The 2,241-nt window shown below is 65.9% G+C and carries 3 protein-coding genes; 2 read left to right on the top strand and 1 reads right to left on the bottom strand.

The window, feature by feature from the left end; genetic code table 11:
- The coding region (locus SE91_RS37760) for an ATP-binding cassette domain-containing protein (RefSeq protein ID WP_245318511.1) at positions 1-505 on the bottom strand (505 nt) is incomplete at its 3' end.
- Positions 506-637: 132 nt separating this feature from the next.
- Between SE91_RS37760 and SE91_RS23715 the strand changes: the two genes are divergently transcribed.
- Positions 638-1,453: an ABC transporter ATP-binding protein gene (locus SE91_RS23715; RefSeq protein WP_061849332.1), complete on the top strand. Its 816-nt coding sequence runs from the start codon at positions 638-640 to the stop codon at positions 1,451-1,453.
- On the top strand, positions 1,453-2,241 hold the full coding sequence (locus SE91_RS23710; protein WP_061849331.1) for an ABC transporter permease: 789 nt from the start codon (positions 1,453-1,455) through the stop codon (positions 2,239-2,241). Before SE91_RS23715 ends, SE91_RS23710 begins: the two co-directional genes overlap by 1 nt.

Genomic DNA, 2,241 nt, shown 5'->3' with positions numbered 1-2,241 from the left:
CGAACGGCTCGTCCATCAGCACGATGCGGGGCTTTGCCGCGAGCGCCCGGGCCACGCCGACACGCTGGCGCTGGCCGCCGGACAGCGCCGCCGGCAGCCGGTCGCGGTGCGCGGCACGGTCGAGCTGCACGAGCTCGAGCAGTTCGTCGACGCGGGCGGCGATGTCCGCTGCCGGCGCGCCCAGAAGTTTCGGCGTGATCCCGATGTTCTCGGCAACGCTCAAATGCGGAAACAGCCCGCCGGCCTGGAACACGTAGCCGATGCGCCGCCGCAGCGCGACCGGATCGACGTTTCGGACGTTCTCAGCCTCCACCATGATCGTGCCGCCGTCAGCCTCGATCAGCCGGTTGGCGAGCCGCAGCAGCGTCGTCTTGCCCGAGCCCGACCCACCGACGACGGCCACGAACTCGCCCTCGGCGATGTCGAGCGAGATCTCATCGACAGCCTTGAGCCGGCCGAAGCTCTTGGTGACGTGCTGGTAGCTGATCGCCAGCTTGGAGGGCATCGATTGCAGACTCGTTGTTACCCTTCCCCTGGAGGGTAAGGGCCGGCAAGCCCCATGCGTAGCACGCTTAGCCGATTGATTGAACTTGGCGGCGCAAGCGGCTAAGGCATCGGGCAAATTCGGAGGGAATACATGACGCCTACGGCAGTGGCGCTGGAAGACGCCAAGGTTGCGTTCCGTCTCGGGGACGGCCGGGTCTATACTGCGGTCGAAGAAGCGCATCTCAAGGTGGCGCAAGGCGAGTTCGTCGCCATCGTGGGGCCCACGGGGTGCGGGAAATCGACGCTGCTCAACGTTGCCGCGGGCCTGCTCAAGCCCGCCGCCGGCCGTGTCACGATCTTCGACCGGCCGCTCGCGGGGCTGAACCGCGATGCCGGATACCTGTTCCAGGCCGACGCGTTATTCCCGTGGAAGACCGCGCTCGACAACGTCGCGATCGGGCTCGAGATCAAGGGGACGCCGCGCACTGAAGCGCTGCCGCGGGCGCAGAAATGGCTGACCTCCGTCGGCCTCGGCGCCTTCGCGAACCGCTATCCGCACATGCTCTCCGGCGGCCAGCGCAAGCGCGTGGCGCTGGCGCAGGTCTTGATCCGCGATCCGAAGATCCTGCTGATGGACGAGCCGTTCGGGCCGCTCGATGCGCAGACGCGCCAGGTTATGGGCAATCTGCTGCTCGAGCTCTGGAATGCCGACCGCAAGGCCGTGCTGTTCGTCACTCACGACCTCGAAGAGGCGATCGCGCTCGCCGACCGCGTTGTGATCATGTCGGCGGGGCCGTCCTCGCGCATCATCGGCGACTGGCGCGTCAGCCTGCCGCGCCCGCGCGACATTTTCGAGGTGCGGCTCGACAAGGAATTCCACGCACTGCATCGCGAGATCTGGAGCGTGCTCAAGGACGAGGTGATGAAGGGTTACGCCCAATCCACGAACGCGGCGGAGGCAGTCTGATGTCTCGTCCGACGCTGCTTGCGCTGCAAATCCTGGTCGCGGTCATCTTCATCGTGCTGTGGCAGGTGCTGACGACCGTTCCCGTGTTCGGCAAGATCCTGCTGCCGCCGTTCTTCTTCTCGAACCCGCTCGACGTGTTCAGCCAGATCGTGAAGTGGTTTTCGTCCGGCGTGATCTGGAAGCATCTCGGCATCACGCTGGCGGAATCGATCCTCGCTTTCGTGATTGGATCGCTCGGCGGCGTGCTGGTCGGCTTCTGGTTCGCGCGCCAGCCGCTGGTCGCAGCCGTGTTCGATCCCTATGTGAAGATGGTCAACGCGCTGCCACGCGTCGTGCTGGCGCCGATCTTCGCGCTGTGGCTCGGGCTCGGCATCTGGTCCAAGGTCGCGCTCGGCGTGACGCTGGTGTTCTTCATCGTCTTCTTCAACGTCTATCAGGGCGTGAAGGAGGTCAGCCGCACCGTGCTCGACAACGGCCGCATGCTCGGCATGAGCGAGCGGCAATTGATGCAGCACGTCTATTGGCCCTCGGCGCTGTCCTGGATGTTCTCCTCGCTGCACACCTCGGTCGGCTTCGCCGTGGTCGGCGCGGTCGTCGGCGAATATCTCGGGTCGGCGGCCGGGCTCGGCTATCTGATCCAGCAGGCCGAGGGCATCTTCGACGTCGCCGGCGTGTTCGCCGGCATGTTCGTGCTGTCCGCCTTCGTCATCCTGATCGACTTTGGGGTGACGCTGGTGGAGCGCAGGTTGCTGGTGTGGCGGCCGACCGCGTCGGACGGGCGTGGCTAG

The organism is Bradyrhizobium sp. DOA1, assembly GCF_001593325.1.
Lineage (GTDB): Bacteria > Pseudomonadota > Alphaproteobacteria > Rhizobiales > Xanthobacteraceae > Bradyrhizobium.
Note: the sequence above shows the minus strand (reverse complement) of the source record. Positions and strands in the feature narration are given on the sequence as shown.

Bases quoted from the DNA above. Each gene is read 5' to 3' on its own strand.
- SE91_RS23715 (WP_061849332.1), top strand. From the start codon at position 638: ATGACGCCTACGGCAGTGGCGCTGGAAGACGCCAAGGTTGCGTTCCGT.
- SE91_RS23710 (WP_061849331.1), top strand. From the start codon at position 1,453: ATGTCTCGTCCGACGCTGCTTGCGCTGCAAATCCTGGTCGCGGTCATC.